The sequence below is a fragment of the Desulfofustis glycolicus DSM 9705 genome (assembly GCF_900130015.1).
Taxonomy (GTDB): Bacteria; Desulfobacterota; Desulfobulbia; order Desulfobulbales; family Desulfocapsaceae; genus Desulfofustis; species Desulfofustis glycolicus.
In genome coordinates this window covers 141,731-168,052 of the sequence record NZ_FQXS01000007.1, presented here as the reverse complement: position 1 = coordinate 168,052, position 26,322 = coordinate 141,731, and the positions used below count along the sequence as shown (strand labels likewise).

The 26,322-nt window shown below is 57.2% G+C and carries 28 protein-coding genes and 1 other RNA gene; 8 read left to right on the top strand and 21 right to left on the bottom strand.

What is annotated here, in order from left to right; genetic code table 11:
- Positions 1–120: 120 nt before the first annotated feature.
- The gene (locus tag BUC26_RS08025) at positions 121–993 is read right to left on the bottom strand and encodes an N-formylglutamate amidohydrolase (protein WP_073375002.1); all 873 of its coding nucleotides are present in this window, start codon (positions 991–993) and stop codon (positions 121–123) included.
- A gap of 286 nt (positions 994–1,279) precedes the next feature.
- On the opposite strand from BUC26_RS08025, the gene BUC26_RS08020 reads away from it, so the two are divergent.
- Complete coding sequence (locus BUC26_RS08020) at positions 1,280–2,143, top strand: hypothetical protein (RefSeq protein ID WP_073375001.1); 864 nt, start codon at positions 1,280–1,282, stop codon at positions 2,141–2,143.
- A 9-nt stretch (positions 2,144–2,152) separates the two neighbouring features.
- Here BUC26_RS08020 and amrS read toward each other — a convergent pair whose 3' ends face one another.
- The 7 genes from amrS to mqnB all read right to left on the bottom strand — a co-directional run bounded on the left by amrS (position 2,153) and on the right by mqnB (position 9,888).
- On the bottom strand, positions 2,153–3,166 hold the full coding sequence (gene amrS, locus BUC26_RS08015; RefSeq protein WP_073374999.1) for an AmmeMemoRadiSam system radical SAM enzyme: 1,014 nt from the start codon (positions 3,164–3,166) through the stop codon (positions 2,153–2,155).
- Between the two features lie 16 nt (positions 3,167–3,182).
- Positions 3,183–3,377 carry a hypothetical protein gene (locus BUC26_RS08010; protein ID WP_073374998.1) on the bottom strand — a complete coding sequence of 65 codons (195 nt, stop codon included), beginning with the start codon at positions 3,375–3,377 and terminating at the stop codon, positions 3,183–3,185.
- A gap of 113 nt (positions 3,378–3,490) precedes the next feature.
- A complete protein-coding gene (locus tag BUC26_RS08005) occupies positions 3,491–4,234 on the bottom strand; it encodes an arginyltransferase (protein ID WP_073374997.1) in 744 nt (247 codons plus the stop codon).
- Positions 4,235–4,267: 33 nt separating this feature from the next.
- On the bottom strand, positions 4,268–7,291 hold the full coding sequence (locus BUC26_RS08000; protein ID WP_073374996.1) for a PEP/pyruvate-binding domain-containing protein: 3,024 nt from the start codon (positions 7,289–7,291) through the stop codon (positions 4,268–4,270).
- Positions 7,292–7,430: 139 nt separating this feature from the next.
- The gene (mobA, locus tag BUC26_RS07995; RefSeq protein WP_073374994.1) at positions 7,431–8,390 is read right to left on the bottom strand and encodes a molybdenum cofactor guanylyltransferase; all 960 of its coding nucleotides are present in this window, start codon (positions 8,388–8,390) and stop codon (positions 7,431–7,433) included.
- Positions 8,378–9,220 carry a 1,4-dihydroxy-6-naphtoate synthase gene (locus tag BUC26_RS07990; protein ID WP_073374993.1) on the bottom strand — a complete coding sequence of 281 codons (843 nt, stop codon included), beginning with the start codon at positions 9,218–9,220 and terminating at the stop codon, positions 8,378–8,380. Before BUC26_RS07990 ends, mobA begins: the two co-directional genes overlap by 13 nt.
- Positions 9,217–9,888 carry a futalosine hydrolase gene (gene mqnB / locus BUC26_RS07985; RefSeq protein ID WP_073374992.1) on the bottom strand — a complete coding sequence of 224 codons (672 nt, stop codon included), beginning with the start codon at positions 9,886–9,888 and terminating at the stop codon, positions 9,217–9,219. Before mqnB ends, BUC26_RS07990 begins: the two co-directional genes overlap by 4 nt.
- Before the next feature lie 308 nt (positions 9,889–10,196).
- Between mqnB and queA the strand changes: the two genes are divergently transcribed.
- Entirely contained in the window at positions 10,197–11,282 is a 1,086-nt protein-coding gene (gene queA, locus BUC26_RS07980; RefSeq protein WP_073374990.1) for a tRNA preQ1(34) S-adenosylmethionine ribosyltransferase-isomerase QueA, read from the top strand.
- Positions 11,283–11,298: 16 nt separating this feature from the next.
- Here queA and BUC26_RS07975 read toward each other — a convergent pair whose 3' ends face one another.
- A complete protein-coding gene (locus BUC26_RS07975; protein ID WP_073374989.1) occupies positions 11,299–11,598 on the bottom strand; it encodes an FmdB family zinc ribbon protein in 300 nt (99 codons plus the stop codon).
- A gap of 302 nt (positions 11,599–11,900) precedes the next feature.
- On the opposite strand from BUC26_RS07975, the gene BUC26_RS07970 reads away from it, so the two are divergent.
- From BUC26_RS07970 to rpsA, 3 genes are all read left to right on the top strand, one after another.
- Positions 11,901–12,686 (top strand): glutamate racemase, encoded by a 786-nt coding sequence (locus tag BUC26_RS07970; protein WP_073374988.1) that lies wholly within the window; start codon positions 11,901–11,903, stop codon positions 12,684–12,686.
- Entirely contained in the window at positions 12,683–13,408 is a 726-nt protein-coding gene (locus BUC26_RS07965; RefSeq protein WP_073374986.1) for a LolA family protein, read from the top strand. The genes BUC26_RS07970 and BUC26_RS07965 overlap by 4 nt, the downstream gene beginning before the upstream one ends.
- A 76-nt stretch (positions 13,409–13,484) precedes the next feature.
- On the top strand, positions 13,485–14,687 hold the full coding sequence (gene rpsA, locus BUC26_RS07960) for a 30S ribosomal protein S1 (protein WP_073374985.1): 1,203 nt from the start codon (positions 13,485–13,487) through the stop codon (positions 14,685–14,687).
- A 29-nt stretch (positions 14,688–14,716) separates the two neighbouring features.
- Here the strand turns inward: rpsA and rlmB are convergent, their stop codons facing one another.
- The 6 genes from rlmB to BUC26_RS07930 form a co-directional block, all read right to left on the bottom strand.
- Complete coding sequence (rlmB, locus tag BUC26_RS07955) at positions 14,717–15,550, bottom strand: 23S rRNA (guanosine(2251)-2'-O)-methyltransferase RlmB (RefSeq protein WP_073374984.1); 834 nt, start codon at positions 15,548–15,550, stop codon at positions 14,717–14,719.
- Positions 15,547–16,155 carry a guanylate kinase gene (gmk, locus tag BUC26_RS07950; RefSeq protein ID WP_073374982.1) on the bottom strand — a complete coding sequence of 203 codons (609 nt, stop codon included), beginning with the start codon at positions 16,153–16,155 and terminating at the stop codon, positions 15,547–15,549. The genes rlmB and gmk overlap by 4 nt, the downstream gene beginning before the upstream one ends.
- A complete protein-coding gene (locus BUC26_RS07945) occupies positions 16,155–16,454 on the bottom strand; it encodes an extracellular matrix/biofilm biosynthesis regulator RemA family protein (RefSeq protein ID WP_073374981.1) in 300 nt (99 codons plus the stop codon). Before BUC26_RS07945 ends, gmk begins: the two co-directional genes overlap by 1 nt.
- Positions 16,455–16,498: 44 nt before the next feature.
- Positions 16,499–17,380 (bottom strand): YicC/YloC family endoribonuclease, encoded by an 882-nt coding sequence (locus tag BUC26_RS07940; protein ID WP_084540545.1) that lies wholly within the window; start codon positions 17,378–17,380, stop codon positions 16,499–16,501.
- Positions 17,381–17,640: 260 nt separating this feature from the next.
- On the bottom strand, positions 17,641–18,171 hold the full coding sequence (locus BUC26_RS07935; RefSeq protein WP_073374978.1) for an OmpH/Skp family outer membrane protein: 531 nt from the start codon (positions 18,169–18,171) through the stop codon (positions 17,641–17,643).
- Positions 18,172–18,232: 61 nt separating this feature from the next.
- A complete protein-coding gene (locus BUC26_RS07930; protein WP_073374977.1) occupies positions 18,233–18,745 on the bottom strand; it encodes an OmpA family protein in 513 nt (170 codons plus the stop codon).
- Positions 18,746–19,042: 297 nt separating this feature from the next.
- Here BUC26_RS07930 and BUC26_RS07925 point away from each other — a divergent pair, with 297 nt between their 5' ends.
- The 3 genes from BUC26_RS07925 to BUC26_RS07915 all read left to right on the top strand — a co-directional run bounded on the left by BUC26_RS07925 (position 19,043) and on the right by BUC26_RS07915 (position 21,294).
- Positions 19,043–19,468 (top strand): hypothetical protein, encoded by a 426-nt coding sequence (locus BUC26_RS07925; RefSeq protein ID WP_073374975.1) that lies wholly within the window; start codon positions 19,043–19,045, stop codon positions 19,466–19,468.
- A complete protein-coding gene (locus BUC26_RS07920) occupies positions 19,465–20,754 on the top strand; it encodes a radical SAM family protein (protein ID WP_073374974.1) in 1,290 nt (429 codons plus the stop codon). Before BUC26_RS07925 ends, BUC26_RS07920 begins: the two co-directional genes overlap by 4 nt.
- 111 nt (positions 20,755–20,865) lie before the next feature.
- Positions 20,866–21,294: a Fur family transcriptional regulator gene (locus BUC26_RS07915; RefSeq protein WP_073374973.1), complete on the top strand. Its 429-nt coding sequence runs from the start codon at positions 20,866–20,868 to the stop codon at positions 21,292–21,294.
- A 171-nt stretch (positions 21,295–21,465) separates the two neighbouring features.
- On the opposite strand, the gene BUC26_RS23395 is transcribed toward BUC26_RS07915, so the two are convergent.
- From BUC26_RS23395 to zapB, 6 genes are all read right to left on the bottom strand, one after another.
- Positions 21,466–21,612: a hypothetical protein gene (locus BUC26_RS23395; RefSeq protein ID WP_153307077.1), complete on the bottom strand. Its 147-nt coding sequence runs from the start codon at positions 21,610–21,612 to the stop codon at positions 21,466–21,468.
- A 41-nt stretch (positions 21,613–21,653) separates the two neighbouring features.
- Positions 21,654–22,865: a tyrosine--tRNA ligase gene (gene tyrS, locus BUC26_RS07910; protein WP_073374971.1), complete on the bottom strand. Its 1,212-nt coding sequence runs from the start codon at positions 22,863–22,865 to the stop codon at positions 21,654–21,656.
- A gap of 46 nt (positions 22,866–22,911) precedes the next feature.
- Positions 22,912–24,477, bottom strand: coding sequence for a ribonuclease Y (gene rny / locus BUC26_RS07905; protein ID WP_073374970.1), 1,566 nt, complete (start codon positions 24,475–24,477; stop codon positions 22,912–22,914).
- A gap of 468 nt (positions 24,478–24,945) precedes the next feature.
- Positions 24,946–25,117: non-coding RNA, 6S RNA (ssrS, locus tag BUC26_RS07900), on the bottom strand.
- Positions 25,118–25,545: 428 nt separating this feature from the next.
- Positions 25,546–25,848: a cell division protein ZapA gene (locus tag BUC26_RS07895; protein ID WP_073374969.1), complete on the bottom strand. Its 303-nt coding sequence runs from the start codon at positions 25,846–25,848 to the stop codon at positions 25,546–25,548.
- A 70-nt stretch (positions 25,849–25,918) separates the two neighbouring features.
- Positions 25,919–26,314, bottom strand: coding sequence for a cell division protein ZapB (gene zapB / locus BUC26_RS07890; protein ID WP_073374968.1), 396 nt, complete (start codon positions 26,312–26,314; stop codon positions 25,919–25,921).
- Positions 26,315–26,322: the final 8 nt, after the last annotated feature.

Genomic DNA, 26,322 nt, shown 5'->3' with positions numbered 1-26,322 from the left:
ACCATAGAGCGGCTGCATTAACGTCAATAAATGCTATCGCAGATAAGAGCAGCTGGTCAAGCTCGGCGGGAAAAAGAATTATTGCCGTTGGGAAGGAAACACAGATGGAAGCGCCGCTGATCAGCTATTCACGTTCAAGGCAAGAAAATCAGCCGGCGTGCAGCCGTCGATCCGGAAATGTTCGGCACAGGCCACTGCATGGCTCGAGAGAACCCGGGTCAAACCGCGACAGAGGCAATCGAAGCGGGAATCATGCACGTTACCGGTCGCTTCGTCCATGAACACCTTTTTGATCTCGATCGGCAGGCACAGGCCACCGGGATGATTGTTGCTGAGATATTCGGCCTGGTAACCTTTGCCGGCGAACACTTCATCCACCGCAGTCCGGTTGATGATTCCCGGCACCTCGATGGTGTGCAGCCCGTCCAACAACAGATCAAGCAGCGGTCGGAAACGGTCCCGGTCGACAAAATGGGTGCCGACGTTGAACAACGGCGGATCTCCGGGAAGCCGGGAATAGTTGTAGGAGTGCAGATCGTAGACGACGTAGCCGGAAAAACGCTGCTCGAGTGCGCCGATCACGGCGTCGAGAACCCGGTAATAGCTGCGGTGCAAATCGAGAATTAGCCGTTTCTGCCGTTCGGGCGGTACCCGCTCCCTGACCGTTTGTCCCCAGGCTTCCCGGTAGATACACTGTTCCGGACAACGGTTGATATCATAACAATATCGGGAATGATGCACGGTTAGAGAGATGGCGAACGAATCGGCGATCGCCCCGGTAAACGGATCCTCCTCGAAACGTCGTTGCTCTTCGGAAACCAGCACATCCCCGGCGATCTCAGCTGGAATGTCATGGCCATCGTGGATTGCCGTGACCACCGCCGGCACATAGCGGGCAATGGCAACACTGTATGCGCCGCCGGTAACGGTGGCCCGGAACCGTTTGCCGGCGGCGATGCGTTTGATGATTTCAGCTTCCGTCAGCACGTCCATCTCTCATTCTCCCGATAAAAATGAATCAGCGCACGGAAAGCGGCCGCTCCCGTGTCTTCCATCTCAATATCTCGACCGGCACCGCGGGGGCATGCCCCGCGGCTTTTTAACGAACGAGGGTTATTGTAGAGCGCTTTGCCAGATCTCTCAATGACGTATCGCTGCCATTGGCACAAAAGCGTCGCTCGCCGGCCGTCGCCATGGTACATTTTGTCTCCAAGCGGCCAGCCCTGCATGTCAACGGTACCGCCGAGAAAACGATACTCGCATTTCAGAGACACCGACTATGAATTTCATTTATGAGAAAATCACCTATCTGTTCGATCCGCTCCATCATCGATGGGAACACGAACGGTTGGCAAAAAAAATATCGGTCGGCCTTGTTCTGTTTTTCCTCGCCGGTCTACTGTGTATCGAGTTGCAGCGTCTTGGGCTGCTGCCGGCCTCGCTGGCCGCCCTGATCCCGCGGAGCCATTTTTCGGCAATCGAAATGGCTTTTACCGTGGTGCTCATTCTGGAAGTCATCAGTCTTATTTTTACCCTGCCGTGCTCTTTTTCCCGCTCGGTCGGCAAGCAATTCGAACTGCTTGCCCTGATCCTGCTGCGCAACTCGTTCAAGGAACTCTCCGAGTTTCCGGAACCGATCGCTTTTGCCGGTAACGAAGAGGCGGTGCTGCGCATCCTCTCGGACGGGTTCGGCGCACTGGTAATTTTTGCGCTGCTCGGCGTGTACTACCTGATTCAGCGGAAAAAGCAGGACGAGACCATGACATCGACCGACCTGTTTAGCTTTGTCGCCGCCAAGAAGGGAATTGCGCTGCTGCTGCTGGCTGCTTTTATTTTTATGGGATTACGCAGCATTTACCTGACCCTGACCGATGTCAGCCATTCGGATTTCCTGCACGACTTCTACACGTTGCTGATCCTCACCGATATCCTGGTAGTGCTCATCTCGCAATGCTTTCAGCCGGGGTTTTACGCGGTCTTCCGCAATTCCGGTTTTGCCCTGTCGACGGTGATCATCCGGATCGCGCTGGCAGCCCCACCCTATTTCAACGTACTGCTCGGCATCGCCGCAGCGCTGTTCGCCATTTTGCTAACCATCGTCAGCCAAAAGATCTTCAGCGGACTGCCGGGCAAGCGTCGCTGACGCCTCCCGTCAGATCCAGATACCGGCCACCGGCCGCTGACACTGCGGGCACCGACCATTTGTCAGGTGGTTGGCAACAACGAGAAATCCGCTCCGTTCAATCAAGGTGCCGGAACAGGTAGGACAATGGGTCGTTTCACCGTCGCTGCCACGCATATTGCCGACATAGACATAGCCAAGACCGGCCGCATGGCCGATATCTCTGGCGGTCAACAGTCGCTGCGCCGTGGTTGACGGACGATCGAGCATTTTGAAGGTGGGGTGAAATCCGGAAACATGCCAGGGGATTTCCGGGTCGCAGCTGACCAGAAAATCGGCAATCGAGCGCAACTCCTCGTCCGTATCGTTGAGTCCCGGGATGATCAGCGTGGTCACCTCGACCCAGACCCCCTGCTCCCGAAAAAACCTGACGTTGTCGAGAACGGGTTGGAGCCGGCCACCGCAGACGGTCCGGTAGAATTCATCACGGAAAGACTTGATATCGATATTGATGGCACTCAGTACCTCCGCCAGCATCTCTGCTGCCGCTCGGCTCATGTAGCCGTTGGAGACAAAGATGTTGTGCAGCCCTTTTTGCTGAGCGGCCCGGCAACAATCGTAGGCAAACTCGAAAAAGACCGTCGGCTCGCTATAGGTGTAACTGATCGATCGACAGCTCGCGGCGGCCGCCTCGTCGGCGATTGCCGCCGGTTCCCGGTAGCGGTACGGTACCACCTCGTCGACCTGACCGGATATCTGTGAGAGCGTATGGTTCTGACAATGCAGGCATTTGAAATTACAGCCGGCCGTGGCCACCGAGTAGGTCAGGCTGCCGGGCAGAAAATGGAAGAGCGGCTTTTTCTCGACCGGGTCGATGTGCTCCGCGGCGACCTGACCGTAAACGAGTGAATAGAGCTCTCCGTCACGGTTTTCCCGAACACCGCAGATACCCCGCCGTCCCGGTTTGATGGTGCAGTGATGGGCACACAGATCACAGGACACTGTGCCGTCGGCAGCGTTTTGATAGAGGCGCGCTTTCTTCATCTTCTCTCCGGCCGTGTTACCTCGCCGATCCGGACCGGCTCAACAGCGCGGCGAGTCGTTTTTTCAGGCCGGCCAGCCGTGAATCCGGACGAAAATCTATCTTCCGTTTCCCGGAAAACAGGCCATCCGTCCGCCGGTCGGGAAGAGCCAGTCTCTTGAATCGACGATTCCCCGAGTTATCGACAATACTCTCCAGATGCCACCGCTTCATAGACACCCCCGCGACCAACGAGACCGATCCAATACCGCGGTTCCTGACATATACTATCATACCGAACGGGGTCCTCGTCAATTCAGGGGACACGTAAATGGCAAGATAAGCGCTCAGCACTCGTCGCAGCGCTGCCAGGTCTCGCCTTTTTTCAGATAGTGGGGACGAAACCGCGCTTTGTAGTCCATGGCCGGAACGCCGGCGATATAATAGCCGAGATAGAGATAGTCAATCCGTTTCTGGAGACAGAAATCGACCATGGTCAGGATATTGAAGGTGCCGAGGCTTCGCTGGGCCTCGTCGGGATCGAAATAGAAATAAACGGCATTGAGCCAGTTCTCACCAATGTCGATAATACCGTTACCGATCAGCCGACCGTCAAGCCGATAATGCAATTCCAGGGACGTGACGATATGGTTGAGAAAAAATCCGGAATAGTAACCAAGAGCGGTGTTGTTCTTCTGCGGGTAGCGCTGCCGCAAAAACCGCTCACAGAGCTGCAGGTTTTCATCATTCATCTGCACCGAGTTGAAATGAACGGAGAGATCGTTGTTTTTTCGCAGGACTCGGCGCTGGCTACGGTTCATACTGAACTCGCCCGGGTGGAGCCGGATCGGGATACACGCGGAACAGGAGGTGCAGCGCATGGTGTAGAGGCTGTTGCCGTTGCGTCGATAACCAGCGGCGAGAAACAGCTCCATGACATGATCGGTCAGCGGGCCGAACAGCGCCTGATAAAACGTCGCTGTGTAGGGCAACTGATAGGGGCAGTCCATGCGCATATTGACGAAATATCGGTCGAGCTGCCGCTCGAGCCGGGCGATCTCAAGACTGCACTGACGATCATACCAGGACATCTCCTTGACTCCCGCTCTATCTGCCGGACACGCTCACCCCTGTCGATGCGTCGGCTGGGGTCGCGGCGGTTGGGGACGCGACGCCCCCTTTCGTTTGCTGATCATGCCGACCGAGCTGCGGCCGTCGCAGGTAACGGACAGGGGCCGCTGCAACCTGAGATGGCGGACCCAGCGTCCGTCATGGGTCGGAGCGGCCTGCTGCAGCCACTGCCAATCGATCCGATCCTGCCCGTCAGCTTCCTTTGAACCGTTGTTTTCGTCAACCGTCAGGTAGGGGATTCCCAGAGAGGTAAGGTTCTGGAAAAAATGCGACCCCTGCGACGGATCGGCACGCAACTGCCGATTGCGCACCTCAACGATGGCCTGGACATTGGAGATATCACTCCACTGCACCGGGATACCGAGCCAGTGGTCGTTGGTCCCCCAGCGCCCCGGGCCGACCAGCAGGAAGTGGCGCTTCTCAGTCACCAATTGCCGGTTGAGCTGGCCGATCTCCCGCGCGATATCACGCGTTGCTGTGGTATCGAACGTATCAGGTTTGACATAGATGATATCCCGGATCGTGGTGATCTGGCCATGACCAAGGCTCTGCGTTGAATAGACGATCGCCGTCTCGGCATCCTCCGGATGGATTACCACATCCACCCGCTCTGCGCCGGTCACCATTGGCCTGATCTGGAGCAGGTAAAAGGTGCTTTCCGCCAGCGTCGGACCGAGTTGCACGGCAAACTCGATCTCAACCTCGCTGCCCATACCCGATCGGCCGATGGCCAGCAGTTCGAGCAGAATATCACCCAGCGGATAGGCGGAGTATTTGAGGATTTGGGCGAACGTCAAGATCTTGACGCCCGGCATATCGACATCGCGAATACGATGTTCGTCCGGAATATAGGTCGAGGCAAGCAGTTGCACTGGCAGGTCGGGGGCGACATCCTGGACGTTGTAACGCACCAGGTTTGCGTTATACCGGTTCAGGCAATCACCGGAAGACAGATCGAGTGCGTAGAGCTGCCGCTGGCAATTGGCAAGGACGTCTTCAACGGCCGAAAACTGGATCAGTTTTTGCGGATAGGCCGGCGAAAAACGCAGGTTTTTCTCACCCTCCACTACCGTCTTACCGATCCCCAACGCAATATGGGCGATCCCCTCGTCCGGCAGCATGCCCTGCACCGGATAATAGTTATGGGACTGGGCCACCCCGGAAATGGCCGGATACCACCTGCCGTTGTAGTCCTTGCCGACCAGCTCCTGGATGATCACGGCCATTAAATCCTCGCGGGAACCAGAACCGACGCCCCGGGAGTAGGCCTGCGGGCTCTCGAACCAGATGGAGGCATAGACCATCTTGATCGCCGACTCGAGTTGACCGAGACGGATCGAAAAATCGGGATGGTTGTTGGCCAGAAAGTAGGTCGAGTAGAGCCCGGCGTATGGTCGGAACTGCCCGTCTTCAAGCAGGCTGGAACTGCGTACTGACAACGGAAAATCACATCGCTGCAAAAAGATTTCCAGCTCCTGACGGAGCCAGGAGGGCAGCCGGCCGTCGATAAACAGATCGGCGATATGCTCGTCGGTTACCGCCAGCGGCTGGGTGAATTGATTCTGGCTGATAAAATCGTCGAACCCCTGGGCGGTAACCACCGCCGTTTTCGGAATGGCGGCAGGGTACCGCTTCAGGATGGAGTGCTTGTTTCCCGGTCGCTGCAGGCACGCCCAGATAAATGCCAGACCGCGGGCCTTGCCGCCGATCGGTCCGTTGCCGATCTTGACGAATTCGGTAATCTCAGGGTCGTAGTGTTCGGGATCGAAACCGGTAATAACGCCTTTTTGCCGGAGCCTGCGCAACGCCCGCACTTTTTCGACGATGTCATCGCGCATTGACGGAATTTTGTTGATATCGCCAATAAAATCACGATGCAACTGGCGCGCCAGACCAACTTCTGAACGGGCCATCATCCAGTTGGAAAAATGGTTGCGCACCGCATGGTAACGCAGGCTCGCCTCCGGCACCATGCCGACCGCCCGTTCGAACTCCATGACATTGGAAGCACTGCAGACCGGCGTCCCGTCAGGCATGCGAAAGATGAAATCGCCAAACCCCAGGTAGGTCAGGCAGAATTCATGGAGATCGTTATAAATCTCAGACGACTGTTTGGCGATGAAAACCGCCGGGATGGATTCCGCCCGGATCCGGTTCTGCTCCTCCGAGGAAATCATCAATAACGGCAGATCCGGTACTTCTGCTCGAATATCAGCCAGTAGCCGCTCACCGGCGCAGGCATCGATCCGGCCGTTACGGGGAAAGCGGGCATCGGATATCACCGCAAAGACATACGGTTGATACGCCTCGTAGAGTCGTCTCGCGTCCTCGTAGGTGTGGGCCATCAGAATCTTCGGCCGAGCCCGCATCCGCAGGAGGCGATGCCGCTCATTGATGCTCTCGTCGAGCACCGCCTGAGTCTGCTGCACCACTTCACGGTAGATAGCCGGCAAAAACAGCGAACGAAAATCGGGCGAGTCCTCGACGTAGATAATCACCCGCACCATGGCCCGGGCCGTATCGTTATCAACGTTCGCGTGGTCTTCGACGTTCTTGATGATGGCCATCAACAGATCGTCCTCACAGCACCAGAGAAAAATATTATCGATATGGTTGGCCTGGTAATCCAGCGGCAGCGGGTAAACGGAACGCAGGTTGTGGGCCATCAGGATGACCGGCAGCCGTGGCCGGTTCTCCTTGATCCTCCGGCCGAGCTCAAAGGCGTTCATACCGCTCAGGTACGGCATGGTGATAACCAGGTCGTAACGCTTCCTGGCCAATACCTCGAGCGCCTCTTCACCGGTTGACACCCGGGTCACCTTCGGCGCCTTGCTCAGGTTGAGGCCGTGGTATTCGTGAATCAACCGGGTGGTGATACTGCCGTCCTCCTCCATGATAAAGGCGTCATAGAGACTCGAGACCAGGAGGATTTCCTGGACCTTGAAAGGCATCAGTTCGTGAAAAACCTTGAAATGCGGATCGAAAGCCGTCGGCAGGATTGTGGGATGTACGGTCATGGTGATGGCACTCCGGGTTGCGGGGCGAGACGTCGGTCGCGTTTATCTGCTTGCAGTGCCAGTCTATTCTTGATCAACAAAAAATGAAACGACAAACAAACCCGGCCGGGGGGTTTTGACCGAATCCGCCGCCGGTGACTTACAAGTCCTCGGCCCGATTGACGTTGCGCCAGGCACCGCAGAGATCGGCGGGGATCTGCGGCTGATGGACACCGGGCCGGCCGCGCAGCTTGCTGATCCGCAAAATGCCGTCGGCAAGCAACTGGTCGAGCAGCGGTGCACAGCGAAAATCGTACCAGGCAAAGAGCGGTTCGCTCCGGCCGCTCAGCGGATTGAACGGAATCACTGCTATCGCACCCGGTCGACGCTGCTCCAGGAGCCAGGAGATGGCCGGCGCCGATGCATCGGGCATATCGCAGGCCACTACCAGCCAGGAGGTCCAAGCGCGGTAGTGCAGGGCCGCACCGATACCGGCGAGCGGGCCGGCCACCCCCGGCAAGTCGGTAATTCGGGTGAGGTTTCGGCACGCTTCAGGCATGGCGCCGCCTCCGGAAACAACACATTCGTCAACAAACGGGCGCACCCGCTCGACCGCATGTTCCAACCAGGTTCGCCCATCGCTGGCGGGCAGCAGGTGCTTCGGCCGGCCCATTCGCGAACTCCTGCCGCCGATCAGCACGCACCCCCAGACCGGCGTCAGACCGCTGCACCTATCGAGCCAGCCCTCGAGCACGTCGCAACACACCGCCACTTGCTGCCGCCCGGTGCAGTAAAAGCGAGGACGCAACGGCTCGGCCGGCACCGATTCGGCCTTCTCTCCATCGCCGCAGACCAGCAGCTCCGCCGTCGCCGCGAGCCGCCGACCGGCGACAAAAACCAGATCAACGGCGATTGCCGCCCGGGCAACGCGCTGCCGGCAGGCCTCGTCTTCGACGGGCCATGGCTCGTCAAGAACCCTGGCCCTGATGCCGCGGGCGGCCAGGCAGTCGATCAACTCGGCGAGCAGGGACTGCGAGTCAGAGTTGCACTCAACCCGATGAACCGCGCAAATCGGCAGATAGCTGGGAAACATGGTGATGGGGGCGGTCAGCCGCGACAAAACGGAGACGATGTTCCGGCCGGCAGCGCGCCGCAGCTGCGGCCTCGCCGGAAAAACTCCTCCACCGCAGCGCGGCCGGCAGCTCCCGGATCGAGTGAATAATCATTGACGTAGAGACCGATGTGATTATCGATTACCGACTCCTCGGTCTCCTGGGCGTGGCTGCGAATATAGTCGCGGCAGCGCTGCGGGTCGCGACGGGCAAACAGCAGGCTCTCCCTGATCCGCTCCTCGATTCCGGCCAGTGTTTGCTCCGGGAGGGTTCGACGCGCGGCGATACAGCCGAGCGGAATGGGCAAACCGGTCGTCTCTTCCCACCACGCCCCGAGATCCTGCAGACATGTCAGACCATGCTGCCGATAGGTGAAGCGGGACTCATGGATGATTACCCCTGCGTCGACTTCACCGGCGGCAACCGCCGGCATGATGCGGTCGAACCGCATCTCGACGGTCTCCACTCCAGTCGGGAGAAACAGAGAAAAGAGCAGCGCCGCGGTCGTATAGACGCCGGGAACGGCGACCCGGCCTCCGGGAATCGTATCGAGTGTGCGGTTATCGGCGGCGACCAACAGTGGCCCGCACCCCCGACCGAGAGCGCCACCGACACTGAGCGCGCAATAATCATCGAGCAGATGACCGAGGGCATGAAACGACAACTTGGTCACCGCCAGGCGTCGTTTAAAAGCCCAACGATTCAAGGTCTCCACATCTTCGAGCAACGGCTCGGCGAACTCCGGCTCACGCTGAGAGCACCAGCTGTTGACCAGCGCGGCAAAGATGAACGTGTCATTGGGACACGGCGAAAAACCAAGCGTCAACAACGGTTTCATAGCACCTCCCGGAGACCGTCGAGCAGCAGCGCCGTAACCGAAGCGGCCCGCTCACAAGCCTCTTCGATCTTCCAGGCCGCACCGGGGCGATCCTCAACCAGATTGGAGATGACCCGTACCTCGACCATGGGCAGCGAATACTCCCGACAGGCACGGGCAATTGCAGCGCCTTCCATATTTTCGCACAGGGCCTGATACCGCCGCTGCAGGGAATCACCGCGGGCTGCGGTGCCGCTGGCCCCGGCAACGGTGACGAAGGTGCCCAGGCGATAGCTCAACGAAGCCGCCTCGAGAATCTGCCGGGCTCGCCGCAACAACGCTGCATCCAGGACAAAGTCGCGGCATCCGGCGCCTGACGAGGCATCGAGCGGCTCGATGTCGGTGCCGAAACTAACGCCGAAATCCCCGAACAGCTCCCGTTCGGCGAGACAAATGTCGAGCAGCCGGGCTGCCGGGCCATCCGGTTGGCGACGGCGATAACCACCGGCGATGCCGAAATTGACGATGGCCCGCGGTCGTTCGTGCTCAGCGGCCAATCGCCGCGTCACCGAAACGGCAGCCTCCAGCGGACCGACTCCGGACAGACAATAGGCCAGATCGCCGGCGTCACGGCAACGCGCCAGCAGCGGCTTCATTTCAAATTCTGTTGCAGCGACAGCTAGGAGCATGGTAGAAAAACCCGCTTTACGGTAATGGAGGTGACGTGCTAACGTGCTGCTCTCTTTCTAACCCACATGACGGGACGTCACAACGAACAATGAAAATCGGCGGGGCGTAAGGGCTGGCCTGTCCCGCCTCCTGCTGCTGCGTTGCGGCCTGATCGTCTAGCCTCCAAGGCCAGCAGACAGGCCATCCATGGCCTGGAGAGAACCGTTCGGACCTGATTTTCCGGCCCGCCGGACCTTCGCGATGCAGCCTCCGGCAGAACCGGTCAGCTCGGAAAACCGATTCTCATATAAAAGAAATGGACTCTGCGATGCAAGAGGATTTGACTCTGGCAGCCTACGATTACGATCTGCCGGAAAGCCATATCGCCCACTATCCCGCCAACCGACGGGACGACTCGCGTCTGCTCGTCCTCAATCGGGCCACCGGTGTTCGGCGTCACCTGCACTTTCGCGATATCGTCACCTTCTTTCAGCCCGGAGATCTGCTCGTCGTCAACGATACCAAGGTCTTCCCGGCGCGATTGTTCGGCACCAAAGAATCCGGGGGGAAAGCCGAACTGTTCCTGCTCTCCTATCCCGCACCAGTATCGGGTGAGAAAACGGACGGGGCGGTGCGGTTCGACAGTGAGGCCCTGATCAGGTCGTCGCGCCGGCCGGCTATCGGCTCCCGAATTATCGTCTCCGACTCCTGCTCCTGCCGCGTTCTGGCCCACCGCGGCGGCGGCAAATGGCTGGTCCGTCTCGCTATTTCTGCAACCGGCGGACTCGACCAATTACTCGGTGAAGCCGGTCATATCCCGCTGCCGCCCTATATCAAGCGACCGGCAGGCCCAACCGTCGAGGACAAGCGGCGTTACCAAACGGTATATGCCAATCGCCCCGGCGCCGTCGCCGCGCCGACCGCCGGCCTGCATTTCACCACCGATCTGCTGATGGCCCTCACCGCCCGAGGCGTCCGACAGACCACGATCACCCTGCACGTCGGTTACGGCACCTTTGCACCGGTACAGAGTGAAGATATCAGAGATCACCATATTCATCGGGAATTTATCGATATCTCAGAAGAAACGGCAGAGCTGGTAGCGGCAACGAAACAGGACGGCGCCAGGGTCTGGGCGGTGGGAACCACCACCGTCCGAGCCCTCGAATACGCCGCTTTGGGCACCGGTTCAATCGAGCCGGTCTGCGGCTGGTGCGATCTTTACATCACTCCGGGATTTTCATTTCAGGTGACCGATCACTTGCTCACCAACTTTCACCTGCCCCGCTCGTCATTGCTCTTCCTGGTGGCGGCACTCTGCGGCAGGGACCGGCTTCTGGCCTGTTATCGGGAGGCGATTGATCGCGGTTATCGATTTTATTCCTACGGCGATGCGATGGCCATTATCGGCTGAGTTGCGACACCGACCGTTATTTGCCGGCAGCGGCGGGGCAACCGGCACAACCCGTCCCGGTCTGGCAGGCCGGTGGCGGCGCCGCCGGGGTGCTTGCCGGTGTTTCTTTCGGTTTGTCTTCTTTCGGCATATCCTTGGTTGAGGCGTATCCGTCGCTATACCAGCCACCCCCCTTGAGCTGGAAGGAGGTCATCGATACCAGCTTCCGAACCGGCCCGCTGCAGTGCGGGCAACTCTTCAGCGGCGGATCGCTCAATTTCTGCTGCACTTCAAAAACAGAATCACAATCTGAACATTGATACTCGTATATCGGCATGGCAACACTCCATCATGTATCTCCCCAGTTGCTCGAAATTTCGAACAAACCGAAGCGAGTCGGGGGGCAGGTTTTTTTCCCGTCGCTACTGTAATGACCCCACCTGCAGATGTCAACACAATCGCCCGATTTTCCCATCTCCCGTTCGACGTCGGCACCACGATGGTAGTTGTCGATGGTGTCGGGCCGGCCGAACCCTCCCCCATGCTTGTTGTTGTGCCGGCGATCTGGTATAGGTTACACGTTTATCGTGACCCTGCAACCGGCAGGATCCCGATCCCCCAACACAATGGAAAGAAGCGATGATCGGCGTCTATGATTCGGGAATCGGTGGATTGTTGTTGGCCAGGAAACTGGGCGAGCGTTATGCCGATCGGTGTGTCAGTGTTTTCTGTGATACAGCCGCGTCCGGCCTCGCCGCCCGAACGCTCGAGCAGGCCGCCGAACGATGCCGTAGCGGGCTCTCTTACTTGACCGAACAGGGCGCCCGGCTGATTGTCATCGCCTGTCATGAAACGGTGATGGACGTACTGGCCAGACCGGGAAAACCGTCGGTGCCCGACCTTCCGCTCATCGATGCGGTCGGCGTAACCGCACGAGCAACCCAATCGGTCTCGACCGGCGGAAGAATTGGCATCATCACTTCGAGAACCGTCGTCGAAGGCGGCATCTACGAACCACTGCTGCAGACTTCAGCGGGGGAAAAAGCGCTCTTTTTTCAAGCCTGTCCATTGCTGCTGCCATTGATCGAAGAGGGATGGTACAATACGGTGGCAACCAGGATGATCATCAAGCGATATCTGCGCCCATTGAAAGAGCTGCAGATCGACACGCTGATTCCGGCCTGCTGCTCGTATCAGCTGGTACTGCCCCTCATTGCCGCCCGGTGCGGTCGCCGGACACGGGTCGTAGACCCCGGTGGGGCACTGATCGACGCCGTGGCCGAGCAATTGGTGTACGATGATACGGACGGCGCACACCCGGGCCGTCCGCGCTATCTGGTCCATGTAACGCAGTATCACGATGGAATCAGTCGGGTACTGCAGACAATCTTCGGTCGATCAACCGATCGCTACGAGGTTCTATGATTCTCTTATCGCACGCTCACCGTCTCGCCGTGCTACCGACAATTTTCCTGTTGCTCACGCTGCTGCCGCCGCTCTGTGGTGGTGCTGCCGGAGAAACTGCAGAGCTCGTGGTGCAGCGTCTGCAGGTTCGCTATCAGCAACTGACCAGTCTCCGGTTCCAGTTTGCCCAACAAACCAGCGGCCAATTTGCCGGCCGTCCGAAAATCGGCAGCGGCAGCGGCATCCTGGTTAACAACGAGCAGCAGACGCTGATGCGTTGGAATTACGACAGCCCCGACCAGCAGGTCGTCATCAGCGACGGTGTTTCGGTATCCATGTATTTCAAGGATCTCAACCAGATGATTATCGCTCCCGCCGATACCGCGCAAACCGACGTACTACTCTCGTTCTTCACCGGTGATCGTGCCCTCGGCGAGACCTTTCTGATCCTGCCACCCGAGCCAATGGTGGCTGCAGCTGCAGCCGATCAGGGACGGCACTTCACCGGCGCGCAGCTCGTCCCCCGGCAACCGCACACGCAACTGCGCAGTGTGCATCTCTTTATTGACGACGATTCACTGATCAGGCGCATCGACATGATGGATCATTTCGACACGAGGACGATAATCGATTTCACTTCGATCGATCTCGATCCCATTGATCTCCAGGACGCGGCCGCCATCGAGCAGGCTTTTTCGTTCACGCCACCACCCAGCACCGAGATTATCCGGCAACAACAGTAAAATGCGGCAGAGGCCGCTGCCGCTCTAAGAGCAGGTCCGGCCTGTCGACCAGTCTTCAACAAAACGGATTACAACCATGCCATCTGACAACGACACCTTCGAAGCACTACTGAAAGCCAGCGAGGAAACATCATTTAGAAAACTGTCCCCCGGACAGAAACTGACCGCGACAATCGTCGGCATCGACGGCGAGACATTGTTTCTCGATGTCGGCGCCAAGAGTGAAGGAATTATCGATTCGTCTGAATTCGTTGATGAAAACGGGAAAGTAACGGTAACCGTCGGCGACAATATTGAAGTCTATTGCCTGAAAAGCGGCCCGTCCGGACAGGTTTTCACCCGGCGGCTCGGCGCCGGCAGCGCCGGCGCCCATCTGGAAGAGGCCTGGCGCAATGCAATTCCGGTCCAGGGAACGGTCAAGGCGGAAATCAAAGGAGGCTTCGAGGTCACCGTGTCATCGTCAGTCCGGGCCTTCTGTCCCTATTCGCAAATCGGTCTGCGCCGGGTCGACGACCCGGCTGCAGAGTATCTCGGCAAGCAGCTGGAATTTCTGATCACCCGCTTTGAAGCCGGTGGTCGCAACATTGTCGTCTCTGCCCGCGCCCTGCAGGAAGAAGAGCGGCGAATCAAGCGGGAAGAACTGCAACAAACCCTTACCGAAGGTCAGGAGGTGGACGGGGTTGTCTCTTCGATCCGCTCCTTTGGATTGTTTGTTGATATCGGCGGGGTTGACGGCCTGGTACCGATCTCCGAGGTAGGCTGGAGCCGGGTCGACAATCTGGCCGACACGTATCAGGTCGGGCAACCAATCAAGGCGGTTATCAAAGGTCTCGATTGGCAAAATGACCGAATCAGCCTGAGCATCAAGGAAACACTACCGGACCCCTGGCAACAGGCCGCTACACAATTCGGCACCGGCAGCCGACACACCGGAACCGTCTGCCGGCTGGTCCCATTCGGAGCCTTCGTTACCCTGGCACCGGGTGTCGACGGTCTACTCCACATCTCGAAGCTGGGCCAGGGGCGCAAGGTAAATCACCCCCGGGAGGTGGTTGAGGAAGGTCAGCAGATCGAAGTGATCATAGAAACCGTCGATCCCGATGGTCGCAAAATTTCCCTGGCGCCGGCCGACTACGTGTCGCCGGCAGCCGCAATCGAAAAGGAATACGAGGAGTTGCATTCCTATCGGACGACGCGCCAGCAGAAGCGGAAAGAAAGTGAATCGCTGAGCAGTTTCGGAGCCCTGCTGAAAAAGAAACTCGACCAGAAAAAGAGTTGACCGGCCGCCGACAGAGCCTCAAACCCGCTTCAACGAGGCTGATCGCCCTTGTGTACCAGCAGGCTCTGCCGATGCATCTCGAACATGATTACCGCACCGGCCACACTGCTGTTAAGCGACTCCATACCGCCGGCCATCGGAATGGTCACCAATCGATCGCAATGGCGCCGTACCAGCGGCCTGATCCCCTGTCCTTCATTGCCGACGACGAGGCAGACCGGCAGGTCGAAGTCGGTCTGGTAAATAGATTCAGCCGCCTCGTCCCTGACCGCGCCGAACACCCAGGCACCCGCCTTTTTCAAGCTCTGCAGCGCACCGGCAAGATTAGTCACCTGGCAGAGATGAACCAGCGACAAAGCGCCTGCGGCCGCTTTTGCCGCCGTACCGCCGAGCGGGGCCGAGCGTTCCCGGGTCGTGATGACAAACCGCACGCCGGCCGCGTGCGCCGAACGAATGATTGCTCCGAGGTTATGCGGGTCTTGCAGCGAATCGCAGGCCAGGAGCCGCGGCCGCTGCCCGGCGGCAACCGCTTCGGAGAACAGGGCGAGCAGATCATCGAATGGCATGAGCCGAGCCGCCGAACCGCGGGCCACCACCCCCTGATGATTGATATTCCCCTCCGGACTGCCGGTGATCTTGATGCGTTGCGTAAAGGAACACTTGATCCCCGCCGCCCGGGCGCTCTCGATCAATTCCTGCCAGCGGTTTCCCTGTCGATCTTTTTGTAGGATCAACTCGGTGATCCGTTCCGGATCCCGGCGCATCGCCTCGGTTACCGAATGAACACCCCAGAGCAGATCTTCGCTATAGCGGATACGCTGCTCACCGGTACGGGGCCGCTCTTTTCGACGTGGCTCCGTCATGTTCGAAAACCGCTCAACGGACTGCCGTCGATGCCTCGCCGGCAGCGCGCCCGCTCCGCAAAGATGATGCCACACAACATGCTGACCGCATCATCGAGGCGATCGTTAACAATCAGGTATTCATAGTCGTGCCGCTGCGCCATCTCCTGACGGGCGTTCGTCAGGCGCCGGCTTATCGTCTCTTCATCGTCACTGCCTCGACCACGCAACCGCTTTTCCAATTCATCGAGATCGGGCGGAGCGACGAAAATCGATACCGCCGGGAAGGTTCCGGCCGCCCTGACAAGGGCCGCTCCCTGCACGTCGATATCGAGAATCACGTCATTGTCCTGTTCCAATCTGCTCGACAGTGGAGAAATGGCGGTCCCGTAATAATTGTCATGGACCTTGGCCCACTCGAGAAACGCGTTATCCTGGATCATTGCGGAAAAACGATCGGTATCGACAAAATAGTAGTCTCGCCCGTCAACCTCTCCACGTCGCGGCGACCGGGTGGTATGGGAGATGGAGAAGACAAGGTGCCCGACCTCTTGCATGACCCGCCTGAGCAGCGTCGTCTTTCCGGTACCGGACGGCGCGGAAACGATAAAGAGGCTACCGCCCATCAGCGCTCTCCGTCTGCTTCCAGGCGCGTCGCCTCGCGCGCCTCGGCCAGATGCGGGACAGTCTGCAGCGCGGCGACGCGCTGGGCTAGGGTGTCGGGCTGCACCGAAGAGAGAATGACATGATTGGAATCGGTGATTATGATCGAACGGGTCCGGCGGCCTTCGGTCACATCAATCAGACGCTCAGCATTTTTGGCCAGTTCCTTGAGCTTGCGGGCCGGGGACGAGCCGGTATTGATCACCGCGACAACCCGCTCCACCATAACCGTGTTGCCGTAACCGATATTGAGCAGTTGCATTGTGTTGTCTCAACAAGCGAAGGTTGTTCGTGGTCGAAACCCGGCTATTCGATATTTTGGACTTGTTCCCGCATCTTTTCCAACTCGCTTTTCAACGCGACGGTTTGCTGGGCAATGCGGGCATCGTTGATCTTTGAGGCCATGGTATTCACTTCCCGCAAGAACTCCTGGATGAGGAAATCAAGGGTGCGACCGACCGGTTCGGGCGACTCGAGCAAATCATCAAATTGCTTGATATGGCTGTGCAAACGGACCAATTCTTCGGTAACATCGGTCTTGTCTGCCAGCATAGCCACTTCCTGGGCAAGACGGGCCGGATCGAGCTCGACATGGCCGAGCAATTTGTCCAGCCGTTCCTTGAGGGCCGTCTCCCGCTGGCTGATCAACTCCGGGAGATGATCTTCAATACTTGCCAAAACGGTGGCAAACGAACGCAATCGCCTGCCGAGATCTTCGCTGAGGTGAGCCGCCTCTTTTACCCGCATTTCCAGGCAGCGCTGCAAGGCTTCGCAGACCACCCGATCGATGGACGGCGCGATGGCATCGAGATCTTCAGAACGCTGCTCCCTGATCAGGATGTCGGGCAGATTGGCAAAATGCAGCAGATCGATGTCCGGGGAGAGACCGGTATGCGCGGCAAGACTGTGCAGCGCCTGCTGGTACGTAGCCGCAATCTTGGCGTCAAAGCGAATCGACACCAGATCGGAAAAATCGCCCCCGACCGACAGCGACAAATCTACCCGGCCCCGCTGGTGAAACTCGGCAACCCGCCGGCGTATCCCGTCTTCCAACTGGCCGTAATCACGCGGCAGCCTGATCTTGGCATCGAGAAAACGGTTGTTGACACTGCGCACTTCAACACTCCAGATCCTGCCATCACGCTCACATTCAGCCCGGCCGTAGCCGGTCATACTCTTCCATCCCATGATCATTCCCCGACCCGATATTCCTGCCGGCTCTCTTGAAAACTATTTGATGAAAAAACGGAGCCGTTCGGCCCTTCCGCTGTTGGCAAGGCCCCTCGTTCATCGCCTGCGCCACTCGGCCGTAGCCTACATGACAGATATAACGTGCCGGGCCTTTCGCGGCAAACAGCAAAAAAAAAGCACGGGTCGATCACCGCACCCCGTGCTTTTTTACAAATCCATCGCGACCCTTGGCCACGCCTCTGCTCAGCCGGCCGTGATTACTTGGCCATGGCGGCATCGAGTTCGACGATGATCTGATCGGTAATATCTATCCCCTGGGCAGCATGCAAGACACCGCTCCGAGAATCGATGAGCAGCGAATAGCCGTTGGCTTCACCGTAATCCTTGACCACTTTCTCGAGGGTTTTCAAAATAGGGTCCAACTCCTTGTCCTGCATCGCCTTCAGTTCAAAGCGGGCATCTTCAGCTTTTTCCTGAGCCTCCCGCCGTTTCCTCTGAAAATCCCGCATCTTCTCTTGCTTCGTATCTTCACTCCAGGCGGAACTCTTCTTTTCTATGTCTTTCTGCATTGCCAGCAACTCATCTTCTTCGCTCTTCAGCGTTGCCTGCAGTTCCTGCATTTTGTCATCAAAGCGAGCCTTGGCGGCTTTACCGGCGGCACATTCAACGAGTACCCGCTGGACGTTCATCACTCCCAGTTTCACATCCTCGGCCTGAACGCCTCCGGACCACAGCAGCAAGACAGCGCACACCCCGATACCGGCACTGCGCAAGAATCGTTTCAACATGACTCCCCCAAAAATAGATTGCGGGCCCGCAGGCCCGCAATCAAAAAAACAAAGAACAAAATTATTCGGCAATGACAAAGTCGTCACGGCGGTTCTGGGCATAGGACAACTCATCCTGTCCATGCACCAGCAATCGCTCTTCACCGTAGCTGATCGTCGTCAACCGCTCCTCAGGAACACCAAGATTGACCAGGTATTTCTTGGCACTGAGTGCGCGCCGTTCACCCAAAGCCATGTTGTATTCGTTGGTGCCGCGCGGATCGCAATTGCCCTCGATGCGAACCGTGCCGTCATCGCCTTTCATGAAATCGGCATTGACCTGAATCCGGGAAACCTGATCCTGCCGGATGTCAGAGGAATCGAAATCGAAATAAACGGGCAGCATACCTTCCGAAGTTCGTCCCTCGGATATTCCAACTCCTTTCGACTCAAGAGACTCTTCCTTGCCCATCGCACCGGCGTCGCCGGTGGAAGGTTTCATCGCTTCATCCGTATCGCTGTCGGCACAACCAGAAAACAGGACAAGACTGAGAATCATCAACGCGGGCAGTAAGGCCCGTACTCTGCTCCACATGGTAAAACCTCCCGAAATTGTATTTTTTTTAAGTGCGACGTGTGCTCGCGGAAACGCGCTGATAGTTCCAAGCGGAGTTTCAGCCGGAGTTTGCTTGGAACCTCTTATTGGACTCTAAATATAAAAAATCGTGTAAAAAAACACAAGAACAATCGACAGTCGCCGGCGCTTATTTGTATTCCAGCCAAAACCACTTTGCTCTGGTGCTATTTTTGATTTCAGTTTACAATAGACTGTTGATTTTTCAAAAATCCCGACAACTCCCCGTATCACCGGCATTGCCCAGGAGACAAATAGATGGCCAAAATGCATGTTAATCCCAATCGCGCCACCGACAAAGCCGTGCGAGCAATCGACCGCAAACGCGAACAGGAACGCCGCAAGATGTTTATCTTTGCGAGAGATCACGCAGATCTACTGGCAACCAAACTGGTTCAGCGACTGATTGATAAAAAAATTATCGAAACGACATCGGTTGAAGATATCCGCAACGCTTTTGAAAAACAACTCCGCTCCTTGCATCTGCTCGAAGAGTTCGATCTGCAACTGAAACTCGCCCCGGTGCGAACACTGGTCCAAGACCCCAATATCGTAACCCTTTATTTGACGCAGTTCATCATCGAAGACCTGGTTGACCACGGCAGCATCCAGGATGTCTTTGGTGAAGATATCGACATTTACCGGGCCGTCGATTCCGTTACCAAGGCGCTTCGCCCGAAGTGAAGCACCCCGTCGCGACGCCTGCACTTGTCTTTGCCGACGAGCAGGGTCGTATCCGTGATTTTCCAGATCTGGCCATGGCCGGCATGGCCCATGAGCAGATCGTCCGCCCGGCCACCGCCGACCTGATCGAGTTGCCCGAGGGCAGTGAATTATTCGTCCTGCCGGGCCGGTTGCCGGTCGGTACCGACCCGGCAACCGGCGAACCGCTGCTGCTTGAAGAACATCCCGGTCAACCGGGCAAGCCGATCCTGGCGGTGGCCGCCTTCATGGCCCCTGCCCATACGGCACTTTACACCGCCGCTTATCAGCGCCGTGCAGACGCACCGCTCCTGCCGCTCTTCGCTTACACCGCCGTCGGCTGGCACCTGGGGCGTTTCTGGGTTACTGGTTTTCGCAGCGATAGCGATCAGCGCCAGGATGCACGCAATTTCAGGCAAGAGCAGATTACCCGCTTGACCCAAAAGTTGTTGAAACGACACCGGGATAATCGTCTGATTCAGCATCTCGGCATCTGTTGCCTGACCTACCATTGCCCGGCTGCCCGGAATTATTTTCTCGGGCGCTGGGAAGCCCCGCTGCCCTCCTCACCGATCTGCAATGCTCGCTGTCTCGGGTGTATTTCCCTCCAGGAATCGGGTTGTTGCCCGTCCACCCAGGATCGCATCGCATTCGTGCCAAGTTCTCGGGAGATCTGCGAGATAGCCGTGCCGCACCTGCAAACAGCACCGTCACCGATCGTCAGCTTCGGCCAGGGATGCGAAGGTGAACCGCTCCTGCAGGCCAATCTGCTGGCAACATCAATCCAGGCCATCCGCCGACAGACGACCAGGGGAACCATCAACTGCAACTCCAACGCCTCGCTGCCCGACGCCGTCGATCGCCTGGCCCGTGCCGGCCTGGACAGCCTCCGCGTCTCGCTCAATTCCGCCAGAGCGTCCTACTACGAAGGCTATTACCGGCCTCGGGGTTATCGGTTTGCCGATGTTCGTCAATCAATCCGCACTATGAAAAAGCGGGGTAAATTTGTTTCCCTGAATTACTTCATTCTTCCGGGTTTTACCGATACGATCGGGGAACTCGAAGCGCTTGCCGATCTGGTGCAGACCGACGGCGTCGATTATATCCAACTACGTAATCTCAACATAGACCCGCATTACTATTTTTCATCCCTTGCCGTGCCAGCCGAACCCGGTATCGGCCTGCGCCACTGGCTGACACAACTGAAAACACGATTGCCCCATCTGCGCTTCGGCTACTTCAATCCCCAGGTGAATGCTGATCGGTAATGATTGACAGAACATGGCAGGCTGACTGAACATTTTCTATTGAATTTTTTTTTCATTCTATTATGCTAATAAGAAATTTTATCAATTTTTATTCATCTCGGGATAACTATTATGGATATTGATGATCAGTCACCGAAAATGAGGCTCACCGCACAGCGCCAGATCATCCTTGAAGAACTCGGCAAGGTGACCTCGCATCCGACCGCCAACGAGGTCTATGATATGGTCCGCAAACGGCTGCCGCGGATCGGCCTGGGCACCGTGTACCGTAACCTCGAATTGATGGCTGAGACCGGGCTGATCCTCAAGCTGGAGGTAGGCGGCACGCAGAAGCGCTTCGACGCCACGACAATTCTCCATTATCACGTTCGCTGCAGCGAATGCGGACGTGTCGACGACATCGAACTGCCGGTCCAGAGCAAGCTTAATCGGCTCGCCGCCAAAGCCTGTGATTACCAGATCCTCGGCCACCATATCGAATTTTCCGGAATCTGTCCGGATTGCGCCCGCGCCGCCGCCAAACAGGTAACGATCAACTGAGAACCTGTAGCCGGCATACCGGCATGAGACAAAACGAAACCGGCCCCTGCTCTTTCACAGAGCAGGGGCCGGTTTCGTTTTTTTATATGAAAATCAGTTCCACAGGCTGAACTCCCCGGGCTGGTTGGTTCTCTCGGAGGCTGCATCGCGTAGGCCCGGCGGGGCGGAGAATCAGGCCCGAAGGGTGGCGGCCAGGTCATGGATGGCCTGTCTGCCGACCTCGGAGACCAGCCGATCAGGCCGCAGCGCAGCAGCCGGAGGGAGGATCAACCAGCCCATCCGACCACGATACCGATTTTCATGCTTCGTTGTGACCATCAGTCATGGAGGTTAGAACGACAGGAGAAGGCGCGGGTCAATCAGAGAAAAACGACCCTGCAGAATCGCCGTTTGCCGACCTTGACTATCTTCGTGCCGCTCGGCGCCACCGTACAGCCGCTGTCGGTTATCTTCTCACCATCGATACTGACAGCCGACTGATCGATCATCCGCCGGCCTTCCGAAGTAGACGAGACGAGACCGGCATCGGCGAGCAGTTTCGGCAGCCACACCGCTTCGGTCGCCGTCAGTGCATATTCAGGCAGGTCATCGGGCACTTCATGTTTGCTGAAAACGCTGGCGAAATTCTCCTCTGCCTGGCGGGCCGCGTCCGCAGAATGAAAGCGCGCGGTCAATTCCCTGGCCAGTTGCTGCTTGACCGCTTTCGGGTGCAGACGACCCTCTTCCATTCCCGTTCGGAGCGCGGCGATTTCCTCTATCGAGCTGTCGCTGAGCAATTCGTAATAGCGAAACATCAGTTCATCGGAAACAGACATGGTCTTGCCGTAGATATTGGCAGCGCTTTCGCTGATGCCGATGTAGTTGCCCAACGACTTGCTCATCTTGTTAACCCCATCCAGCCCTTCCAGCAGCGGCATGGTCAACACGACCTGGGGTTCCTGATTCCGGGCGCGTTGCATGTCCCGACCCATGAGAAGATTGAACAGCTGATCGGTACCGCCCAACTCGACGTCCGCCTTCATGGCCACCGAGTCATATCCCTGAATGAGGGGGTAGAGAAATTCGTGAATGGAGATCGGTCGTCCACTTTCAAAGCGCTTCTTGAAGTCGTCGCGTTCGAGCATTCGCGCAACGGTCAACTCCGAAGCCAGATGGATCATCGCAAAGGAATCGAGCTCACCGAGCCACTGACTGTTAAAGGCAATTTTCGTCTTCTCGGCATCGAGAATCTTGAACACCTGTTCTTTGTAAGTCTCAGCGTTTTGGGCGATATCTTCACGGGTCAGCGGCTTTCTCGTTTCCGATTTGCCGGTCGGATCACCGATCAACCCGGTGAAATCACCGATCAAAAACCAGACCTCATGCCCTAATTCCTGAAAATGCTTCAGCTTCTGAATAAGCACCGTATGCCCGAGGTGCAGATCCGGCGCGGTTGGATCGAATCCCGCCTTGACCTTGAGCGGAACGCCGGTGTCGATCGAGCGTTTCAGTTTATTCGCCAGTTCTTCCCGGGAAATAAGGTCTACGACTCCCCGCTCGATCAATTCCAATTGTCTTTCCAGTTCACCCATTGCCTTTTTTCTGCTCCTTCCTGCTCCTCATTTCCGGACACCCGTGTTATCTGGCATATTCGACGGCCCGGGTTTCCCTGATGACCGTCACTCTGATCTGACCCGGATAGGTCAATTTTTCCTCGATCGATTTGGCAATGTCTTGGCTGAGCAGCACCGCTTCGCTATCGCCGATATGCCCGGAATCGACCATGATGCGCAACTCGCGGCCGGCCTGGATGGCGTAGGATTTTTCGACCCCTTTGAATGAATTGGCAATCCCTTCCAGATCCTCCAGCCGCTTGACATAGCTCTGCAGCATTTCCTTGCGGGCGCCGGGCCGTGCCCCGGACAGCGCGTCCGCAGACTGCACAAGAATATCGAGGACGCTCTGCGGCGGAATATCTTCATGGTGGGCGCCGATGGCATAGGCGATCTCGTCGACCTCACCATACTTTTTAGCCAGATCACGCCCGATGATGGCATGCGATCCCTCGACCTCGTGATCAACTGCCTTGCCGATATCGTGCAACAAGCCGGCCCGTTTGGCCAACTTGACATCCAGGCCTAGTTCGGCGGCCATAATGCCGCAGAGGAAAGCGACCTCCAGGGAGTGCTGCAAGACGTTCTGGCCGTAACTGGTCCGATACTTCAACCGACCGAGGATCTTGATCAGCTCTACGTGCACGCCGTGGGCTCCGACATCGAAGGTCGCCTGCTCACCGGACTCGCGCATGTCGGTATCCAGTTCCTTGGTCACCTTGGCGACCACCTCCTCGATACGTCCGGGGTGAATGCGCCCATCATTGATCAATTGATGCAGGGCAAGGCGCGCCACTTCCCGGCGAACCGGGTTGAAGCCGGACAGGATGACCGCTTCCGGAGTGTCGTCGATAATGATATCGATTCCGGTGGCTGCTTCGATGGCTCTGATATTGCGACCTTCCCGGCCGATAATGCGGCCCTTCATTTCGTCGGAGGGCAGGGGCACCATGGATACCGTACGATCCGCCACATAGTCGCCGGCATATCGGGAAATCGACAGCGCAATGATATTTTTAGCCTTTCGATCGGCCTCCATCTTCATCTCGTTCTCGATCCGCGCCAAGCGTTTAGCAGCATCCATGCGAGCCTGGCTTTCCAGCGAATCCATTAGCAGCTTTTTGGCTTCTTCCTGGCTGATCTCGGCTATCCGCGCCAACTCGTAGCGCTGCTTGTCCAATAGTGAGTCTATTTCAGATGATTTTTCTTCAAATTCTCGTTGCCTGCGCTTCAGCTCTTCTTCGACATCGAGCAACTCCTGGCGCTTCTGGTCGCAACTTTCCCATTCATTTTTGAGCAACTCCCGCTTCTTGTTAAGCTGCTGCCGATCTTCTTTTATCTCGCGGCGATCGGCCTTCAATTCCTCTTCCGCAGCCTGCTTTACTTGATAGGCCTCCTCTTTGCTCTGGAGCTGCGCTTCCTTTTTCAGCTGCTCCGCCTCGACAATGGCATTTTCGATCAATTGCCGGGCCTGCTCTTTGATGTTGCTGGCATGCCCATCGACAAACCGTTTACGTAGATAAAATCCAAGCAGGCCGCCGAACAGCAACCCGATAAAGACAAAAACGGAAGGGTGATTTAATGCATCCATGGAAGGCTTCCTCAATAATATGATACGATTACGGGAAGCAGACAGCCTATTTCAAGCGTGAGTGGGAGCGAACGTGAATAGGACTGATAAGGGTTGACAGGAACGGTGCTGTCAGTTGCCCATGATGCCGGAAGATCGCTGTCGCCGGCCGTCACCTGTTCGGAAAGAGTGTCTCCGTTTGTTTGCCGACGCCGGAGGAACATGGCGCCGAAGGCAAGAGAACATACGCACCATCTATCGAGAAAAACCAGCCGCCGGCAGTGAACTCGGTTTTTCGACCGACTCCAAGCCACCGAGACTGATGAGCATCCCGTCAACCATCCTTACAGTCCTGCCACCCCGAGGCGCTGCTGTAATCAATCGTTTTTACTCTGTTGCGGCAACTGGAAACTTCACTCCTTGACAGGCACCGGTTACCGATATAGTAAAACGATGGTCGGTACTGGTACCGGCCATCGTTGTTCACCAATTTTCCCCACCCTGCCGTGTTTGTAGAACACGTTAAACCTATCGAGATAGGTGGGAACCGCATATCAACGTCTGAGAAATCGTTGGATTGCTCATCTGACTGACAGTGGTGGCTCCCTAACTGTGAGGGTTGGCTCAACAACACTACAAATCACCAACAGCGCAGGGAAAACTTTTGTACTCTTCGCGTTCCCGCTCACGCCGCTTGCGGGGACGCCGTATCATCTCCTTATGACAAAGCTATAATCACAATAAAAACAATAAACAACCTCTGTTCCATATGATTCTATCATAGCAGATATTACCAAAAACAAAAGACAAAATTTAGCGGCCGCCGAAAAACGAACCCGACCGACAACCACAGCCCACCACCGACCAAATTCCTCGTCTGCAAAGCCCCTGCCGGAGCACATCCGCCTCGCTGGTCACGACTCGGCTGTCACAACGAAGCAGGGACATCCTCCCACACCCGGCAGGACCGATTGACTATGGGCAGGCTACATCAAGGAGGTCCGGTGGTTTCGTGATGGTGAGCGGAGGACAGGTTAAAACCTGTCCTCCGCCGGTTGAGATTGCCTCCGGTTGAGACGTTCAACCGGACTACCGATCCGTCGTCAATACCGCCGCCACCTTTTCGTTGAGGATTCTCACTTTCTCCTCGGCGCTGCGCCGGTAACTCTCATGTTCGTTTTTTAGTCGCAGATAGCGGGAAGCAAGATTGAGACAGGCCATTACCGCGACCTTACTCACCGGAATCGTGCCGCTACCACGGTCGCCGTTCTCCTCGATCTGCTTTTTCACCAGGGTCAGAATGGCATCCATTTCCTCTTCCGAGGCCCCGGTATAAAAAGCGAAATCCTGGCCAAGCAGATGAAACCTGATCAGTCGTTCTGTCTCGGACATGTGCTGCTACTCCTCGGGACTCGCGGTCGGCAAGCACCACCAGCATTTACAGCGAACAGGCGGTAACCGGTCAACGGGAAAAGAGGCTCCCCTGGATACCGCCGTCCCGTTCTTGCTTATTCTCAAGGTCCGTTTCCACTCGAGCCGTCGCCTGCTGTTCGCCCGTTTCTGACTGTTCTTCGGTCGTCGACGGCTGGCCGGCCGGAGCGTCATCGACCGGCACGGTCTCGTCCGGCAACTCCGCCTGCCAGTTCTCTATCCGGTCGATCAAAGAATCAACCCGTGTCGTCATCTCCTGGCGCTCTTCAGTCATCGTTCCGAGCTCCCGCCTGAGCTGCTCGTTATCGGCGACAGCCGTCGACAACTCCCGTTCAAGCCGCCGATTTTCATCCCGAACAGCGGCAAACCGCTGCAACAGCTGTTCAATGTGACGCTCCAAACGAAGCAGTTCGTTATCTTTTGCCATGATTCTCC

Coding starts and splice junctions, on each gene's coding strand:
- BUC26_RS08025 (WP_073375002.1), bottom strand. CDS start 993: ATGGACGTGCTGACGGAAGCTGAAATCATCAAACGCATCGCCGCCGGC.
- BUC26_RS08020 (WP_073375001.1), top strand. CDS start 1,280: ATGAATTTCATTTATGAGAAAATCACCTATCTGTTCGATCCGCTCCAT.
- amrS (WP_073374999.1), bottom strand. CDS start 3,166: ATGAAGAAAGCGCGCCTCTATCAAAACGCTGCCGACGGCACAGTGTCC.
- BUC26_RS08010 (WP_073374998.1), bottom strand. CDS start 3,377: ATGAAGCGGTGGCATCTGGAGAGTATTGTCGATAACTCGGGGAATCGT.
- BUC26_RS08005 (WP_073374997.1), bottom strand. CDS start 4,234: ATGTCCTGGTATGATCGTCAGTGCAGTCTTGAGATCGCCCGGCTCGAG.
- BUC26_RS08000 (WP_073374996.1), bottom strand. CDS start 7,291: ATGACCGTACATCCCACAATCCTGCCGACGGCTTTCGATCCGCATTTC.
- BUC26_RS07990 (WP_073374993.1), bottom strand. CDS start 9,220: ATGAAACCGTTGTTGACGCTTGGTTTTTCGCCGTGTCCCAATGACACG.
- mqnB (WP_073374992.1), bottom strand. CDS start 9,888: ATGCTCCTAGCTGTCGCTGCAACAGAATTTGAAATGAAGCCGCTGCTG.
- queA (WP_073374990.1), top strand. CDS start 10,197: ATGCAAGAGGATTTGACTCTGGCAGCCTACGATTACGATCTGCCGGAA.
- BUC26_RS07975 (WP_073374989.1), bottom strand. CDS start 11,598: ATGCCGATATACGAGTATCAATGTTCAGATTGTGATTCTGTTTTTGAA.
- BUC26_RS07970 (WP_073374988.1), top strand. CDS start 11,901: ATGATCGGCGTCTATGATTCGGGAATCGGTGGATTGTTGTTGGCCAGG.
- BUC26_RS07965 (WP_073374986.1), top strand. CDS start 12,683: ATGATTCTCTTATCGCACGCTCACCGTCTCGCCGTGCTACCGACAATT.
- rpsA (WP_073374985.1), top strand. CDS start 13,485: ATGCCATCTGACAACGACACCTTCGAAGCACTACTGAAAGCCAGCGAG.
- rlmB (WP_073374984.1), bottom strand. CDS start 15,550: ATGACGGAGCCACGTCGAAAAGAGCGGCCCCGTACCGGTGAGCAGCGT.
- gmk (WP_073374982.1), bottom strand. CDS start 16,155: ATGGGCGGTAGCCTCTTTATCGTTTCCGCGCCGTCCGGTACCGGAAAG.
- BUC26_RS07945 (WP_073374981.1), bottom strand. CDS start 16,454: ATGCAACTGCTCAATATCGGTTACGGCAACACGGTTATGGTGGAGCGG.
- BUC26_RS07940 (WP_084540545.1), bottom strand. CDS start 17,380: ATGGGATGGAAGAGTATGACCGGCTACGGCCGGGCTGAATGTGAGCGT.
- BUC26_RS07935 (WP_073374978.1), bottom strand. CDS start 18,171: ATGTTGAAACGATTCTTGCGCAGTGCCGGTATCGGGGTGTGCGCTGTC.
- BUC26_RS07930 (WP_073374977.1), bottom strand. CDS start 18,745: ATGTGGAGCAGAGTACGGGCCTTACTGCCCGCGTTGATGATTCTCAGT.
- BUC26_RS07925 (WP_073374975.1), top strand. CDS start 19,043: ATGGCCAAAATGCATGTTAATCCCAATCGCGCCACCGACAAAGCCGTG.
- BUC26_RS07915 (WP_073374973.1), top strand. CDS start 20,866: ATGGATATTGATGATCAGTCACCGAAAATGAGGCTCACCGCACAGCGC.
- BUC26_RS23395 (WP_153307077.1), bottom strand. CDS start 21,612: ATGGTCACAACGAAGCATGAAAATCGGTATCGTGGTCGGATGGGCTGG.
- tyrS (WP_073374971.1), bottom strand. CDS start 22,865: ATGGGTGAACTGGAAAGACAATTGGAATTGATCGAGCGGGGAGTCGTA.
- rny (WP_073374970.1), bottom strand. CDS start 24,477: ATGGATGCATTAAATCACCCTTCCGTTTTTGTCTTTATCGGGTTGCTG.
- BUC26_RS07895 (WP_073374969.1), bottom strand. CDS start 25,848: ATGTCCGAGACAGAACGACTGATCAGGTTTCATCTGCTTGGCCAGGAT.
- zapB (WP_073374968.1), bottom strand. CDS start 26,314: ATGGCAAAAGATAACGAACTGCTTCGTTTGGAGCGTCACATTGAACAG.